The 16,000-nt window shown below is 63.3% G+C and carries 13 protein-coding genes; 7 read left to right on the forward strand and 6 right to left on the reverse strand.

Translation table 11 applies throughout. The features are described from left to right. Positions 1-20 precede the first annotated feature (20 nt). From ISP18_RS16880 to ISP18_RS16890, 3 genes are all read right to left on the reverse strand, one after another. A complete protein-coding gene (locus tag ISP18_RS16880) occupies positions 21-2,513 on the reverse strand; it encodes a DNA topoisomerase I (protein ID WP_380014647.1) in 2,493 nt (830 codons plus the stop codon). A gap of 137 nt (positions 2,514-2,650) precedes the next feature. Continuing rightward, positions 2,651-3,796: a DNA-processing protein DprA gene (gene dprA / locus ISP18_RS16885; protein ID WP_380014650.1), complete on the reverse strand. Its 1,146-nt coding sequence runs from the start codon at positions 3,794-3,796 to the stop codon at positions 2,651-2,653. A gap of 82 nt (positions 3,797-3,878) precedes the next feature. Then, positions 3,879-5,027: a LysM peptidoglycan-binding domain-containing protein gene (locus ISP18_RS16890; protein WP_380014653.1), complete on the reverse strand. Its 1,149-nt coding sequence runs from the start codon at positions 5,025-5,027 to the stop codon at positions 3,879-3,881. A gap of 189 nt (positions 5,028-5,216) precedes the next feature. On the opposite strand from ISP18_RS16890, the gene def reads away from it, so the two are divergent. From def to ISP18_RS16915, 5 genes are all read left to right on the forward strand, one after another. Beyond that, positions 5,217-5,726: a peptide deformylase gene (def, locus tag ISP18_RS16895; RefSeq protein WP_380014656.1), complete on the forward strand. Its 510-nt coding sequence runs from the start codon at positions 5,217-5,219 to the stop codon at positions 5,724-5,726. Then, a complete protein-coding gene (gene fmt, locus ISP18_RS16900; RefSeq protein WP_380014659.1) occupies positions 5,723-6,649 on the forward strand; it encodes a methionyl-tRNA formyltransferase in 927 nt (308 codons plus the stop codon). Before def ends, fmt begins: the two co-directional genes overlap by 4 nt. Further along, entirely contained in the window at positions 6,646-7,941 is a 1,296-nt protein-coding gene (gene rsmB / locus ISP18_RS16905) for a 16S rRNA (cytosine(967)-C(5))-methyltransferase RsmB (RefSeq protein WP_380014662.1), read from the forward strand. Before fmt ends, rsmB begins: the two co-directional genes overlap by 4 nt. Before the next feature lie 114 nt (positions 7,942-8,055). After that, the gene (locus ISP18_RS16910) at positions 8,056-9,816 is read left to right on the forward strand and encodes an ArnT family glycosyltransferase (protein ID WP_380014665.1); all 1,761 of its coding nucleotides are present in this window, start codon (positions 8,056-8,058) and stop codon (positions 9,814-9,816) included. After that, positions 9,803-10,768, forward strand: a complete 966-nt coding sequence (locus tag ISP18_RS16915) for a glycosyltransferase (RefSeq protein WP_380014668.1) — start codon at positions 9,803-9,805, stop codon at positions 10,766-10,768. The genes ISP18_RS16910 and ISP18_RS16915 overlap by 14 nt, the downstream gene beginning before the upstream one ends. A 128-nt stretch (positions 10,769-10,896) precedes the next feature. On the opposite strand, the gene ISP18_RS16920 is transcribed toward ISP18_RS16915, so the two are convergent. The 3 genes from ISP18_RS16920 to ISP18_RS16930 are packed head-to-tail and all read right to left on the reverse strand — an operon-like array spanning position 10,897 to position 13,819. Beyond that, entirely contained in the window at positions 10,897-11,727 is an 831-nt protein-coding gene (locus ISP18_RS16920) for a glycosyltransferase family 2 protein (protein WP_380014671.1), read from the reverse strand. Continuing rightward, positions 11,724-12,932, reverse strand: a complete 1,209-nt coding sequence (locus ISP18_RS16925) for an O-antigen ligase family protein (RefSeq protein ID WP_380014674.1) — start codon at positions 12,930-12,932, stop codon at positions 11,724-11,726. The genes ISP18_RS16920 and ISP18_RS16925 overlap by 4 nt, the downstream gene beginning before the upstream one ends. Further along, a complete protein-coding gene (locus tag ISP18_RS16930) occupies positions 12,929-13,819 on the reverse strand; it encodes a glycosyltransferase family 2 protein (protein WP_380014677.1) in 891 nt (296 codons plus the stop codon). Before ISP18_RS16930 ends, ISP18_RS16925 begins: the two co-directional genes overlap by 4 nt. 233 nt (positions 13,820-14,052) lie before the next feature. On the opposite strand from ISP18_RS16930, the gene ISP18_RS16935 reads away from it, so the two are divergent. Together ISP18_RS16935 and ISP18_RS16940 are read left to right on the forward strand one after the other, a co-directional pair. Further along, positions 14,053-14,871, forward strand: a complete 819-nt coding sequence (locus tag ISP18_RS16935; RefSeq protein WP_380014680.1) for a glycosyltransferase family 2 protein — start codon at positions 14,053-14,055, stop codon at positions 14,869-14,871. Between the two features lies 1 nt (position 14,872). After that, entirely contained in the window at positions 14,873-15,898 is a 1,026-nt protein-coding gene (locus ISP18_RS16940) for a CDP-glycerol glycerophosphotransferase family protein (RefSeq protein WP_380014683.1), read from the forward strand. The last annotated feature ends 102 nt before the right edge of the window (positions 15,899-16,000 follow it).

Raw genomic sequence — 16,000 nt, forward strand, 5'->3', positions numbered from 1 at the left:
TCTCTAATTTGGACTCTACTTCACGCTTCGGCGCGCTTGCTCGCCGCCTTCTTGGCAACCGTCTTCTTGCTGTCTGTCTTCTTCGCTGTGGTTTTCTTGGTAGCCACCTTCTTGGCTACGGTCTTCTTCGTAGCCGTCTTTTTCGCCGCAGCCTTCTTCGGCGCCGCCTTGGCTGCGGCTTTCTTCGTCGAGGTCTTCTTGCCAAACCGGCCTTTCTTGACCGGCGCAGCCGCCAGCAGTTCCAGGCACTTCGCTTCGGTCAGTTCCTTCGGATCCTGATCCTTCGGAATGCGCGCGTTCTTGTCGCCGTCGGTGATGTACGGGCCGTAGCGACCGTTGAGCACCTGCACGCCGTTGCCGAAGTCCTGGATGATGCGATTGGCGAGTAGCTCGAGTTTTTCCTGCACGATCTGCAGCGCGCGGGGCAGTTCGATGGTGTAGGGGTCATCCTCCGGCTTGAGCGAAGCATAGGTGTCACCCTGCTTCACGAACGGTCCGAAGCGGCCGATGCCCACGCTGACTTCGTCGCCGTTTTCGGCTGCCCCAAGCTTGCGCGGCAGCTTGAACAGTTCCAACGCCTCTTCCAGCGTGATGGTGTGCATGCTTTGGCCGGGACGCAGCGAGGCGAACTGCAGTTTCTCGTCCGTATCCTTGTCGCCGATCTGTGCATACGGCCCGTAGCGGCCCAAGCGCACGGAGATTGGCTTGCCGGTTTTCGAGTCGGTGCCGAGTTCGCGTGCACCGGTGGCTTCGCTACGGTCGACCGATTCGGTCTTTTCTTCCACCTGCTGCTTGAACGGTTCCCAGAAGCGGCGCATCAGCGGCACCCAGGCTTCTTCGCCGCGGCTCACTGCGTCGAGCTCGTCTTCGAGCTTGGCGGTGAAGTCGTAGTCGACGTATTGGGTGAAGTGCTGGGTAAGGAACTTGCTCACTGCGCGGCCCACGTCAGTCGGACGGAAGCGGCGGCTATCCAGAAAGACGTATTCGCGGTTCTGCAGCACCTGGATGATGCTGGCGTAGGTAGACGGACGGCCGATGCCGTATTCCTCCAACGCCTTCACCAGGCTGGCTTCGGAATAACGCGGCGGCGGCTCGGTGAAATGCTGCTCGGCGAGAATCTCCTTGAGCGGCACCTGTTCGCCCTTCACCAGTTTCGGCAGGCGGCGACCTTCGTCGTCGTCCTCGGCGGTTTTCTGGTCGCGGCCTTCTTCGTACACGGCCAGGAAGCCCGGATCGATCACGGTGGTGCCGGTAGCGCGGAACGCGGCGTCGCCGCCCTTGACGTGCTTGACGTCGAAATCCACCGACACCGTGTTCATGGTGGCGTGGATCATCTGGCAGGCCACGGTGCGCTTCCAGATCAGCTCATACAGCTTGCGCTGGTCGTCGTTGAGGAACGCTGCAACCTCGCGCGGCGTGCGCATGGCCGAGGTGGGACGGATCGCCTCGTGCGCTTCCTGCGCGTTCTTGGACTTGGTGCGATACACCTGTGGGTGATCGGGTAGCGCCTTGTTGCCGTAGTCGCGCGCGATGAGCTGGCGCAGCTCGCCCAGCGCTTCACCCGACAGCGCAGTGGAGTCGGTACGCATGTAGGTGATCAGGCCGACGTTGCCTTCGCTACCCAAGCCCACGCCTTCGTACAGGCCCTGCGCGATCTTCATCGTGCGGGTGGTGCCGAAGCCGAGCTTGCGCGCGGCTTCCTGCTGCAGCGTGGAGGTGGTGAACGGCGGCGCGGGGCGGCGTTTGCGCTCCTTGCTGCCGACCTCGCTGACGGTGAGCTGGCCATGCGCGGCTTCCTTCAGCGCTGCGCGGGCGGCCATCGCGTCGGCCTCGTTGGTGAGGTCGAACTGCTCGAACTTCTTGCCGCTGAGCTTGGTGAGGCGCGCGCTGAAGTCGCCCTCGGCGTGCTTGAGCTGCGCTTCCACGCTCCAGTATTCGCGCGCCACGAAGGCTTCGATCTCTTCCTCGCGCTCCGCGATCATGCGCAGTGCGGGGCTTTGCACACGGCCGGCGGACAGACCGCGCTGCACCTTGCGCCACAGCACCGGCGAAAGGTTGAAGCCCACCAGGTAATCCAGCGCACGGCGCGCCTGCTGTGCATCCACCATCTCGAGCGAGAGCTCGCGCGGCGCGGCCACGGCAGCTTTGATCGCCCGGGGTGTGATCTCGGAGAACACCACACGATGCAATTTCTTGCCGTCGGTGAGTCCGCGCTCCTTGAGGATCTCGCTGATGTGCCAGCTGATCGCCTCGCCTTCGCGGTCCAAGTCGGTCGCGAGATAGATGTCGTCGGCAACCTTGGCCGCCTTGGCTATGGCATCGACGTGTTTCTCGTTGCGCTCAATCACCTCGTACTTCATGGCGAAGTTGTGCTCGGTGTCGACCGCTCCCTCCTTCGGCAGCAGGTCGCGCACGTGACCGTAGGAGGCCAGGACCTGAAAGTCCTTGCCGAGGTATTTGTTGATCGTCTTGGCCTTAGCCGGCGATTCGACGATGAGCAGGTTTTTTGCCATGTGGCTTGGGGTTCCAGAAAGTCTTGCTGCAGCCATTCCTGAACGGCCGCCTATTTATAGTTGGAAGCACGCCAGCTCGACGGCTGTCAAGCTGGCGTGCGTGAAAACGCGGTGCAGCGCGCCTTTCGGAGCGAAAGTCAGACGCCCGGCAGGCGTTGGTAGCGGCCACCCGGCAGCCCTTCCACGCAACCTTCCAGTTCCAGCATCAACAACATCGAAGACAGTTCCGAAGCACCTTGCCCGGTGCGCGCCGCCAGCTCATCCAGGGCCATGGGGTCGTGCCCGAGCACGTCCAGGAGCCGCTGGTAGTCCGGATCGTCGCGCCAGCCACCGGAGGCCGGCCGGGCACGCTCGGTGGATGCCGCCGGCACCCGTTCCAGGCGCAGGGCCAGTTCGGCCCCAAGCGCCCGCGCGGCGGGAACCAGGGTTTCGGCAATTTCCGAGGCGCTTTCGACCAGTCGCGCACCATCCCGTATCAGGCGGTGGCAGCCGCGGGCGAGCGGATTATGGATGGAACCGGGCACGGCGAACACCTCCCGTCCCTGCTCTCCCGCCAGCCGGGCGGTAATCAGCGAGCCTGACTGCAGCCCGGCCTCCATCACCAGCGTGCCCAGTGCCAGCCCGGCGATGATGCGGTTACGGCGCGGAAAGTGATCCGCCCGCGCCGCCGTGCCCGGTGGAAACTCGCTGACCAGCGCGCCTTCGGTCGCCACGCGTGCGGACAGCTGGCGGTGTCTGCGCGGATAGACCAGGTCCGGCCCGGTGCCGATCACGGCGATGGTGGGCTGTCCGGCCTCCAGCGCCGCCTCATGGGCCGCGCCGTCGATGCCATCGGCCAGGCCGCTGGTGATCACGAAGCCGGTCAGCGCCAGGTGGCGTGCGAATGCGCGGGCATTGCTCTTGCCCGCGACGCTGGCGCTGCGCGCGCCGACGATTGCCACCTGTGGACGCAGCAGCAGGCCGGCATCGCCTGCCACGAACAGCGCGGCAGGCGGCTGCGGGATGGTTTCCAACTGCGGCGGGAAATCCGCATCGGTACAACGCAGTAGCCGATGCTGCGATTCGCTGAGCCAGGCGAGGTCGGCGGCGATGCGTGCTTCGTCGGGTTGCTGCAGCCACAGTTGCGCATCGGCACTCAGCGCCGATGCGTCGCGCTGAAGCTGCTTTACCACCTCGCCGATGCGTCCACTTGCAGCGGCCAGGCGCTCACGCAAGCCGCCCGGTCCCAGTCCCGGCGTGCGCAGTGCCGTCAACCAATCGCGCAGTTCCGCTTGCTCGTTCATGGCGCGAGTCTACGCGAGGCCGAAAACGACAACGGCGCGGGATGACCGCGCCGTCGTGTGAGCTTTGTCGGGAACGCCGGCTTTATTCGGGCAACTTCAGCCGAGCGCCTTTTTGCACCGGCTTGAGCCCATCCATCACCAGACCGTAGCTGACACGGTCGAAGGTGCGGAAGATCATCACGTGGCCGACGTATTCGTCCGGCAGCGTCACGAACTTGTGGTCATAGCGGGTCCAGCTGCTATGGGCCACGTCGTCGGGTACTTGCTCGCCCGGCTGCCATAGCGAGAACGTCATTCCGTTGTCGACGCCATCTTTCGAGCCGACCGACAGCACCACGATGTCGTACGGGCCGACTTGGCTCAGGCGCTCCTGCCCGAATGCGATCACGCGTCCGTTGTCAGGCAGACTCTTGGGCGGATGCGGGTAGTAATACGGATCGTATGGATTGTCGTCGATCGGCATCAGGCGATCGCCGGCGCGAATTTCCATGATCGAATTCAGCAGCAGCAGCGTGGCCGGGTCACCGCCGCGCAACACTTCGGCCTCGCCGATCACAGTGACTTCCATCGCCAGGGTCTTGCCGCGGAAGGCGTGGTTAGGCGTGGAGCGGCCGAGGTCGGTCGCCCATTCCTCGTTCCACGGCGTGCCTTGGGTGGCCGCATCGCTGTCGGCCACATTGGCCGCCATCTCGTCACTCTGCTGTGCTTCGTCACCGCCGTAGGTGCGGAACACATGGGTGGGACGCACGATCGCCCAACGCTGGCCGGGCTGCGCATCGAGGTGGCGCACATAGATATTGCGGCCGGCCGTGCCGGTGAGGGCGGCTTCTTCGAAGCCCATCACGTATGGCGCATCCTTCACGTCGCTGGGATCGACCACGCGCGTGTCTTTCAGGAAGTGCTTGAGCTTGTCGAGCGGCACTGCCGGAATCGCCTCGCCTTCGCGATGCGTGGACGGCTCCAGGCGCAACGACGGGCCGCCGTTGACGAAGGACAGATCGAGCACGTCACCCGGATAGATCAGGTGCGGATTGCGAACCTGCGGATTGGCTTGCCAGATTTCCGGCCACAACCATGGTTTGGACAGGAAGCGAGCGGAAATGCCCCACAAGGTATCGCCACGACGCACGGTGTAGCTGTCGGGGTGATCGGCACGAAGCTGTGCGCCGGCCGCATAAACGGCCACGGTAACCAGCATGCCGGCTAGCAGCCCGATGGACTTTCTGATCATAAACGGGAATCCCCCTCCCCCTACACTCGGGCGAGTGTAACCGAAGCATCAACCCAAGCAACACGTGCCAGTTGGCAAAACTGCGCACCGGCAATGACTTGGAACGCGTACAATAACCACATTCTAGACCGCGGCCGGGGTGGCTTTTTACCAATTCGCCCGCATTTCCGGCGTCTGAGGCACGTACCCATGTCTATCCTGACAATTCTTGAGTTTCCCGACCCGCGGCTGCGCACGAAGGCTGCGCCGGTGACCGCGTTCGACGCTACATTGAAGCAGCTCATCGATGACATGTTCGAGACGATGTATGCCGCCAATGGTGTAGGACTTGCTGCCACACAGGTGAACGTGCACCAGCGCGTGCTGGTGGCGGACATGAGCGAGGAACGCAACCAGCCGCTCGCGCTGATCAATCCGGAGATCCTGGAGAAGGAAGGCACGCAGGTGTACCAGGAAGGCTGCCTGTCCTTTCCCGGCATCTTTGCCGACGTCACCCGCGCGCTGAAGGTGAAGGTGCGCTCGCAAGATATCGAAGGCAAAACCTTCGAACTCGAAGTGGAAGGCCCGCTCGCCGTGTGCATCCAGCATGAGATGGATCACCTGGCTGGCAAGGTGTTCGTCGACTACCTGTCGCCGCTGAAGCGCTCGATCCTGCTCAAGCGCATGGAGAAACAGCGCAAGCAGGCGGCGACAGCTTGAGAATCGTTTTCGCCGGAACCCCGGAATTCTCTGTACCTTGCCTCGAAGCCTGCCGCGCCAGCGGCGCGCAGGTCGTGGCTGTCTATACGCAACCCGATCGCCCCGCCGGTCGTGGACGCAAGCTCACGCCGAGCCCCGTGAAGCAGGCCGCGCTCGCGGCGAACATTCCGGTGGAACAGCCTGAAACGCTGAAAGCTGCGGAAGTGCGCGCCACGCTGGAAGCCTATCGCCCCGACCTGATGGTGGTGGTCGCCTACGGCCTGATTCTCTCGCGCAAGGTGTTGGCGATTCCGCATCTCGGTTGCTGGAACGTGCACGCAAGCATCTTGCCGCGCTGGCGCGGCGCCGCGCCGATTCAACGCGCGATTCTTGCCGGCGACACCGAAACCGGCGTCGATCTGATGCAGATGGAAGCCGGTCTCGATACCGGTCCTGTGCTGTTGGAACGTCGCACGCCGATCACCCGCGACGACACGGGCGGCACGCTGCACGACCGGCTTTCCGCGCTCGGCGCCGGTGTGCTCGCTGAAGGCCTGCGCCGCACGCTCTCGGGCGCGCCGCTTGAAGCGACACCGCAATCCGAGGCAAGCGTGGTGTACGCGCATAAGCTTGAGAAGTCGGAAGCGCGGCTCGATTTCTCACGTCCGGCCATGGCGCTCGAACGCCAGGTGCGCGCCTTTGATCCGTGGCCGGTGGCCGAGGGCGACATCGCTGGCGAGCCCGTGCGCATCTGGGCCGCGCACGCCATCGATCAGCCGCACCACACTGCGCCAGGCAGCGTGATCGCCGCCCAGCGCGACGGCATCGACATCGCCTGCGGCGAAGACGTGCTGCGCGTTACTGCCTTGCAACGCGCCGGCGGCAAGCGCATCACCGCTGCCGACTATCTCAACGCCCGTCCCGAACTGCGCAGCGCACGATGAACGACACGCGTGCTCTCGCCGCGCAGGCGCTGGCGGATATCGCTCTGCACGGCATGTCATTGCGCGAAGCGATGGAGCAACGTGCGCCGAAACTGCGCGATCCGCGCGATCGTGCACTGCTGATGGCCTTGTTGAGCGACGGTGCGCGCTGGTGGCTGCGCTTCGACGCCGTGCTCGATCGCCTGCTGGACAAGTCACTGCGCCGCAAAGAACCGGAAGTGCACGCGCTGCTGGTGCTCGGGCTGGTGCAACTGGACATTCTCGAACTACAGGACTACGCCGCCGTCGCCGCCACCGTGGAAGCCGCGCGTGCCTTGAACCGCCCGCGCCTGGCCGGCCTGGTGAACGCCGTGCTACGCCGCTGGCAGCGTGAGCGAACCGCGCTGCTGACGGAACTGGATGCGCAGCCGCAAACACGTTACGCCATGCCTGCGTGGCTAGTGAAAACGATCACCACCGATTGGCCTTCGCACGCCGACGCTGTATTCGCCGACTGCAATCGCGAACCACCACTGATGTTGCGTGCGAATCGTCGACGCACATCGCGCGAGGCCCTGATCGAGCAGTTGCGCACCGGCGGCTACACCGTCGATCCACATCCCTGGCTGGCCGACGGCGTCGTGCTGCCGCACAGCAGCGACGTCACCCGCATGCCCGGCTTCACGCAGGGTCTGTTCGCCGTGCAAGATGGCGCTGCGCAGGTGTCGGCCGATCTGCTCGACGTACGCGACGGTCAGCACGTGCTGGATGCCTGCGCCGCACCCGGCGGCAAAGCCTGTCATCTGCTGGAACGCGCGGACATCACGCTGACCGCGGTGGAGTTCGACGCCACGCGCGTTGCACGCATTCACCAGAACCTGGAGCGGCTCGGCCTGCAGGCGGATCTGCGCATCGGCGATGCGGGCGATCCTTCCGCGTGGTGGGACGGCAAACCCTATGACTGCATCCTGATCGATGCCCCCTGTTCCGCCACCGGCGTGCTGCGCCGCCGCCCCGACGTGCGCCTGCATCGCCGCGCCAGCGATATCGCTGCGTTGGTCGCACAGCAGCAACGCATTCTCGCCGGGCTATGGCCGTTGCTCGCACCGGGCGGACGCCTCGTTTACGTCACTTGCTCGTTGTTACGGGCCGAGAACGAAGCTGTGATCGAACACTTCCTTGCTGCTCGCGACGACGCGCGCGTCATGCCGATGCAACTACCGATCGGACAAGCTGCGTCCGTTGGCTGGCAGATCTTGCCCGGCGATGGTGATCTCGACGGCATGTACTATGCCGTGCTTGAACGCCGCTAGCTCTGCTCCCTCTCCCCTCCGGGGAGAGGGTTGGGGTGAGGGGCCAATCTTGCGATGAGACGTCATAGTCTCTAAGCAGCTTTAGAAGAAACAAACGCGGAATCATTGGGATTTATGGCAAGCACTGCCCCTCACCCCAACCCTCTCCCCGAAGGGGAGAGGGAGCTGTTCTCGGAACACCGCCAATTCTGGCTCCTCGCCTTCTTCGCCATCCTGATCCTCGCCGTTGGCATCGGCCTGCGCGATCCGTGGCCCTCCGACGAACCGCGCTACACGCTCGCCGCCAAGCAGATGGTGGAAAGCGGCGACTGGCTGTTCCCGCATCGCGGCGTGGAGCTGTACGCAGACAAGCCGCCGATGCTGATGTGGCTGGAAGCGGCCAGCTTCGAGCTAGTCCGCAACTGGCGCATTGCCTTCATGCTGCCTTCGTTCCTCGCCGCGCTGGGCACGTTGTGGTTGATCTACGACCTCGGCCGACGCTTGTGGAATCGCAAGATCGGTATGTATGCGGCGATGACCGCGCTGATGTGCATCCAGTTCGTGTTCCAGGCCAAGCGCGCGCAAATCGATCCGCTGGTGGTGTTCTTCATCACCGCCGCCAACTGGGGTCTGCTGCGTCATCTGTTGTGCGGGCCAAATTGGCGACTGTATTGGTTCGGTTGCTTCTGCGCGGGCCTTGGCGTGATCACCAAGGGTGTTGGATTTCTCGCCCTGCTGATGCTGCTACCTTACGCGTGGGCAGCTGTTCGCCGCTGGGACGGAATCGCCGCGATCGATAACGCTACGTGGTGGCGCTGGTTGCTGGGCCTGGTCGCTACGCTGGCCGCGATTGCGTTGTGGCTGGTTCCCATGCTGTTGGCCGCGCGTGCGCATGCCGGCGATCCTGTCTATACGACGTACGTCAACAACATTCTGTTCAAGCAAACGGCGCATCGCTATGCAAACGCCTGGCATCACATCCATGGGCCGCTGTTCTATCTGCCGTTGATGATCTACAACTGGCTGCCGCTATCGCTCACCTATCCCGGTACACTGCCGCGTTGGTGGCAAGCGCTGAAAGCGAAGGATGCGCGCATCCTGCTGCCGCTGGGCTGGATTGTGCTGGTGTTTCTGTTCTTCAGCGCATCGGGCGGCAAGCGCGACGTGTACATTCTGCCGATCGTGCCGATGCTGGCGTTGATTACCGCACCGTATCTTCAAGACATGCTCGCAAAGCGCTGGTTGCGCGCGCTGGGCGCAATCTTCCTGCTGCTCATCGGCGGGTGCATGCTGGGGCTGGGCATCTATGCATTGGGCGCGCATCCGGCCTTCGCGACCAAGCTCGCCTACGATCGCGGCTTCGAAGGACCCGCGGACAGCCTGTGGTGGATGTGCATCGTCATCGGCGCCGCGCAATGGCTGGCATTGGCGATCTTCCGCTTGCACCGCGCGCACTACGCCGTGGCTGGCGGCATGCTGGCGCTGTGGATGGTATGGGGCTTGTGGGCGTATCCCCTGCTTAACGACAGCAGTTCCTCGGTCGGCCTGATGCATCGCGTCAGCACGCATCTCGGCCCGCAGAACGAAATCGGTCTGATCGATTGGAAGGAACAGAACATGCTGATGCTCGATCGCCACGCCATGGATTTCGGCTTCAGCGCACCAACCTCGCAGCAGTTCGTGCGCGGCGCGCAATGGCAGGCCGCTGCGCCAGCCGCGCGCTGGCTGTTCGCGCAGGAACCTGCCATGGGTCATTGTGTAGATCGCAGCAAGGCCATCGACGTGGGCCATGCGAATCGCCGCGATTGGTGGCTGTTCAAGGCCGATGCGGTGATTCCCGGCTGCATGCCGAAGAACAGCGACGAAGCACCGGAGCCAGACGATGCCGCATCCTGATCGCTGCCAGCTCATCGCACGCGACAACGGCGCGGGCCTCAGCCGCGACCTGCCGCTTCTGGCCGATGCGTTGCAGCGCGCCGGATGCTCGACGCAGATCACCGGCTTGCCGCACCGCGGCCGCTTCACCGAATGGCTGACGCGCCTCTCGCTAGCGCGCAAACGGCCGACCTTCGATGTAAACGTGATGCTGGAGCGCATCCGTCCTGAGTTTCTGCGCGCGGCGCAGCGTAGCGTGCTGATTCCCAATCCGGAATATTTTCGGTCACAAGACAAAATCGCGCTGCCGATGATGGACGCCGTGTGGGTGAAGACGTGGCACGCCGAACGGCTATTCCAGGCGCTTGGCGCCAACACGCGCTATATCGGCTTCACCAGCGCAGATCGATTTGATGCAAGTATTCTGCGCAAACAAGCCTTTTTCCACGGCCCCGGACGCAGCGGCAACAAAGGTACGCAGGCTTTGCTGGCGTTGTGGCGCAAACATCCGGAATGGCCAATGCTCACGGTTGCGTGGCGCCGCAAGCGCGTGGAGATCGAAGCGCTGCCGGCGAACGTTACGCTGATCCGTGATCATCTGAGCGATGCCGACTATCGTCGTTTGCAGAATGAGCATCGCTTCCACATCTGTCCGTCGCAAACAGAAGGTTTTGGCCATTACCTCGTCGAAGCGATGAGTTGCCGCGCCGTGGTGGTGACGCTCGATGCCGAGCCGATGAATGAGCTGGTGACTGCTGAACGTGGCGTGCTGGTACCGGCGCAGGCGATCGGCATGCAGGATTTGGCGACGTGTTACGGCTTTACGGAAGCGGCGATGGAAGAGGGGATTGAGCGTTGCTTGAGCATGGATCTTCCGACGACCGAGCGTATGGGTGAGGCTGCGCGGACTTGGCACGAACGCAATCATGCAGGATTTCCACAGCGTTTATTGGAGGCGCTACGCGCCTCGTAAGCCATGTATATCCCCAAGGCCGTCATTCCCGCGAAAGCGGGAATCCACTTTGGCCTTTGATCCAACAGCAAGATGGATTCCCGCTTTCGCGGGAATGACGGCCTTGAGGGATAAGAACCTCATGCGCGTCAGCACCCAGCAAATTCCGCCAGATGCCGATCAATACCCAGCTCGCACCGCACCCGATGCTTCTCGATGCTCTCCTGCAACAACTGATTGTTCGGCAAGCTCGGATTGTTCACGTCATCCTGCGCTCGCGAGCTGTGTTCCAGATGCATCGCCAACGCGCACCACTTCAATGCACGGCGCCGTAACCCAGCATTCTCCAGCCGCACGACCAGTTCGCGATCTTCCGCGCCATAACCTTCCATACGCTCGTCGAAGCCGTTGACGCGCAGCAGATCTTCGCGCCAGAAGCTCATATTGCAGCTCATGACGCGGCCGCCGCTGCGCGAGCGTGCCTTCCAGCGCGCCAGCAGCGGAGCGCGAAAGGCATAGAGCCGCTTGGTACCGTCGAACTCGTGGAAATTGGCTTTCACCCACGGCGCGTAGACCGGCTTGCCTCCTGCAAGCAGGCGCTGGCTTTCCGCGTAGTTCGCCTTCAGGCGCCCGCCCTGCAGGAAATAACCCTGCTTGGCCAGCATCAAATGATCGGCGATGTAATCAGGATGGATCAGCATGTCGCCGTCGAGCAGCACAATGTAATCGCCCTTGCTCGCCGCAATGCCGCGGTTGCGCGCACGGGCTGCGCGGAATCCTAAGTCTTCCTGCCAGATGTGCTTTAAGAGCACCGGAAAATGCTCGCGCGCCTTGGCGATGACTGCCGCGGTTTCGGGCCCGGAGCCGTCATCGGCAATCAGCACCTCGTCCGGCAGACGCGTTTGCGCGGCCACGCTTTCCAGCACGCGCGCAAGGGCCGTCGGCCAGTTGTAGGTGATGATGATCAGCGAAACTTTCATGCGTTACGCGCGGCTCGCCGGCCGAACGTAGTACTCAACGCCAGCGGCAGCCAGGTGATCAACCAGCCGGGACGCGGGCTATCGAGCAGGTGCGGCAGATCGAACTGCACGGCGACGGTACCAAACACCCACAAGCCGAACACCAGCAGCCCCGCCGCTTCATGCCTGTGTCGCCACGCGCGCCAGCCCAGCGCAAGCCAGATGCCGGCCCACAACAGCACCGCCGGCAAACCCAGTTCGATCGAGAGCTGCGCGAACATGTTGTGCGCGTGATCGAGCGTTTCGTCACCGGCCTGGATGGTGAACGCGGTGCCTTGTCCCAATCCCAGCAAGGGATGTTGCAGGAACAGTTCCAGCGACTTGGCGAAGATCTGTGGCCGCAATGACCAGCCGCGTTCCATCAGCATTTCGAAACCCAGCGCAACGCCGAGCGCGCCCAGCAGGCAGATCACCCCGGCAAAGAGCCAGGCGCGCCGGCCGCCGCGGCACAGCACCATCGCCATCAGCGCCACGAACAAGGCCGCCCACGCGCTGCGTGTAAAGGTAAGCAGCACGAACAGAGCCAGCACACTGATCGCCATCCACTTGACGACGATCCAGCCCCAATGCTCGAAGCGCCACGGCCACAGCCAGATCAGTGCGGCGCCCATGCCCGCGGCGGCGAGATTGGCGTTGGCCATCACGCCGATGCCGGTCAGGCGTCCGTCGGCAGGCGGATGCAGCGCGAAGTCCACCATGTCGATCACGGCCACCGCGGCCAGTACCAAACCGCAACCGATCAGCAGCCAACGCGTGCGCTGCTCACTGCTGCCGAAGACCCATTGGCTAGTGATGAGAAACAACAGCACGCTGAGATTGCGCGCCGCTTCATCGCCGCGATGCGGCGCGTGACTCCATGCCAGCGATACCCAGCCCCAGACCAGCAAGATGATCACCCAAGGCATCAGCGGCAGCTTGCAGAATTCGGCCAAGCGCTGCGGGCGCATGACGATAAGCACTATCACCGGTAGCCACATCGTCAGCGCCAGCACGGCTTGGTACGCCTTGCTGGGGTTGTAGGAGGCGCCGGCCGGCATCACTGCCATGCCGATGATCAGCCAGGCCATGCCCACGACCAGCAAGCGCCGAATCCAGCTCGTCACGGTGGTGTCCTGCTGCTCGGACCACGCTTCCAGCCATACCGGATTGCGTGCGGACACGGTCATGCGCGCTGGCTCCGAAGATCGACGGCAGGCGACTGCACGAAGTCCGCAAGATGGGCATCCAGACCGAATTCACTGCGCACGAGATGCTGTTCCTTGCTGGCGAACAAAAGCTTGTTATTGGGTAGTTCGGGATCGGCCGGGTCCTGCGAGGACACCGACTTGTGCTCAAGATGCAGCGCCAGCGCCGCAAACTTGATCTGCGAACGGCGCAGGCCCCCGTTGCGCAGGCGGATGTCGATTTCCAGGTCCTCGCTGCCGTAGCCGTGCATGCGCTCGTCATAGCCGTTGACACGCAGCAGATCTTCGCGCCAGAAGCTGACGTTGCAGCCCATCGGATGCCCGGTGGAGCGCGACTTGATCTTCGCCAGCCACGGCAAGCGCAAAGTGTGGTGCCGACGACCGAAGTGCCAGGTGCCGCGGTCGTTTTCGTCACGGAAATAAGCGTCCACGAACCAGCCGAAGCGCGGCGTGCCGTCGGCAAGCAGGCGCGCTGTCTCGGCCACCGTGGTGCGGATGCGCGTGCCCTGCAGGAACCTCCCTGCCTGAGCCAGGCTCAGGTGATCCTCCACGAAGCGCGGATGCGCGAGCATGTCGCCGTCGAACTGGATGATGTACTCGCTCCGCGTGGCAGCGATAGCTCGGTTGAGGATGCGCGCCTTGCGAAAACCCTCGTCCGGCTGCCATACGTGCTTGAGCGGCACGGGGAAAGTTCTGGCGATGTCGCGCAGCAGCTCGGCGGTATCTTCGCGCGAGCCGTCGTCGGCCACGATCACTTCATCCGGCAAACGGCTTTGCCCGGACAAGCTGCGCAGCGAGAGTGCCAGGGCCTCCTTCCAGTTATAGGTGGAGACCATGACGGTAACGCTGGCCACGGCTGACTTGGGCATGACGATCTACAGTTTCCAGTAAGAATCACGAACGCCGATGCATCATTTCGCCATGCGGCCCGGCAGGTTTCGAGCGCACGACGGGCCAAGTTCGGCCCGCCGCTCGGGTGGCGCGCATCTTAACGTACCCTGCCGCACCGGAACGGAATGTGTCCGGAATATGTGAACGCGGTAGCCGCGACACGGTGCACATCCCTGCCCAGGGCCACGTGGATGCCCGCTAGAATGCACGCATGGCGTCCCTTCTTCCGTTCACGCTCGTTGTGATCACCCGCAACGAGGCGCAAAAAATCGCGCGCTGCCTGGACAGCGTGCCGTTCGCCGCCGAAAAACTGGTGGTGGACAGCGGCAGCACCGACGACACGGTGGCCATTGCCCGTGCCCACGGCGCACGCGTGGTGCATCAGGATTGGCTTGGCTTCGGCCCGCAGCGTAACTTCGCCGCGACGCAGTGCAGCCATCCGTGGATTCTTGCGCTGGATGCAGATGAACACCTCACGCCAGAACTTGCCGAGGAACTGCAACGCCAGCTGCCCGCGCTGATGGCCGGCGACACGGCGGCGGCGATCCTGCGCCGGCATCTCATCTACATGGGCAGTCCCATGCACTGGTACCGCCCAGCGGTGGGCGAGAAGATGGCGCGCTTCTACCATCGCGCTCGCGCCCGCTGGAACGATGTGCGCGTGCACGAGTCGCTGCAGTACAAGGGCGCAGCCGTCACGTTCAAGGCGCCGTTCCTGCACGACAACAACCCTAGCCTGGTGGAGAAGCAGCTCAAGGTGCTCTTGTATTCGGAGCTCAAGTGCCGCGATTGGCTGGACAAGAACAAGCCCGCACGCATGTGGCAAATGCCGTTCGTGTTTGCGCTGGCCTTTTTCAAGGATTACGTGCTGCGCCTGGGCTTTCTCGACGGTTGGCGCGGCTACGCGATCGCGCAGACGGCCGCTAGCTACGCGGCCTACAAACGCATGCGCTATTACGAGATGCGCCTGAATCCCGCTTCCCGCGACACCGCCGCGGCTGCGTTGACCCGCAGCGGTCTGGATCACTGAAATGCCCAAGCACTACCTGCTCTACGGATCGGAACGCTATGCCTTGGCTATCCTGCGCCCGCTGCAGGAAGCGATCCGCGCGCGTGGTGATGAAGCTGCCTGGTTCTTCGACGGCCCTGGCGCGGAAGATCTGGTTGAAGGTGAGCGATTGTTCACGGTGCAAGAAGTGCGCAAGTGGAAGCCGATTGCGGTGATTACACCAGGCAATCACCTGCCACATTTTTTCCCCGGCGTGAAAGTGGAAGTGTTTCACGGCTTCAACGCCGGCAAGCCCAGGCATGTGTATATCCGCGGCTTTTTCGATCTGTACTGCACCACCGGCCCGCGCGATACCACGCAATTCGGTGCGCTGGCGCAGAAGCTCGGGCATTTCACCGTGACCGAAACCGGCTGGCCCAAGCTCGATCCCTTCATGAAGGAAATCGCCGGCCCGCTGCCGCCGGTGCGCACGCCGCCAGTGATCCTGTATCACTCCACCTTTTCGCCCTCGTGGAGCGCGGCGGAAACTTTGTACGACGAAGTGAAGCGTCTTTCGCGCGACGGTCGCTGGCACTGGATCGTGTCCTTCCATCCCAAGATGAGTCCGGACACGGTGGCAAAGTACAAAGCGCTGCAGAACGAGTACCTGACGTTTGCCGAGAACGACAACATCCTGGAGCTGTTCCCGCAGGTCGACATGATGTGCTCGGATACGTCTTCCGCTCTCAGCGAATTCCTGCTGACCGGCAAGCCAGTGGTGACATTCAAGAACCGCGCGCCGGGTCCGCAGCTGATCGATATCGATGATGCCGCGCAATTTGAACCGGCGATCGAACGCGCGCTGTCACGTCCGCCGGAGCTGATGCAGGCGATCAAGGATTTCGGCGAGGCGATCCACCCGTATCCCGATGGACACTCTAGCGAACGCGTGCTGGATGCCATCGACGCCTTCATCGCCGCGGGCGGGCGCAATCGCAAGCGGAAGCCAGGTAACTGGTGGCGCAAGTTGAAGTTGCGCAAGCGCATTGGCTATTGGGGACCGGCGTAATGCAGCTTTTCCCCTCTCCCTCCGGGAGAGGGTGCCGATAGGCGGGTGAGGGTTCGAGCGGAGCGCAATGCCGGCTTCTTGCGCAAGTCTCTTTCATCGCGC

This window comes from Dyella humi (genome assembly GCF_044904605.1).
GTDB lineage: Bacteria > Pseudomonadota > Gammaproteobacteria > Xanthomonadales > Rhodanobacteraceae > Dyella_B > Dyella_B humi.